1 protein-coding gene is annotated in these 446 nt (G+C 63.5%); it reads right to left on the reverse strand.

Annotation, left to right across the window (positions count from 1 at the left end; translation table 11 throughout):
• Positions 1 to 404 (reverse strand): hypothetical protein (locus RM844_RS32815; protein WP_311671082.1); only part of this gene is annotated, 404 nt, incomplete at its 3' end.
• Positions 405 to 446 lie beyond the last annotated feature (42 nt).

The following is a 446-nucleotide window of genomic DNA, read 5'->3' on the forward strand; positions in this document are numbered from 1 at the left end:
TCGAATGGCTGCCGTTGGTCGAAGTCGCCACGGGAGAGCATCCCCGTAAGGCGCTGCGATCCGTTCTCCGTGGGCGGAGCAACAACAACGACGAACTTGTGCGTGACCTTGCTGGCGCCCAGCGAGTCGTAGAGTTCGAACTCGATCATTCCATACCGGTCCCCGCCTTTCGGCCGCATCTTCTGAAGCCAGGCCGCCAGGCCGTCTCGATGCAGTTCGTCCAGCTTGAGTGACCTGTGGAAGGCGGGCGGGCCGGCGTCCGGACCACCCCATTTCTGACGCAGGAGGCTGGGCTGGATCGACTCCCCCACACGAAGGCTAGGGAAGCAGGGGAGGTGTCCGACCAGGGACAGGCCTTCCAGCACCGTGGTCTTGCCATTGCCGTTTCCGGCGTAGATGGCCATGAGCGCTGGCGATGAGAACGAAAGGTCGAGGGCGTCCACAGT

Origin of the sequence: Streptomyces chisholmiae (assembly GCF_031845445.1) — a bacterium.
GTDB lineage: Bacteria > Actinomycetota > Actinomycetes > Streptomycetales > Streptomycetaceae > Streptomyces > Streptomyces chisholmiae.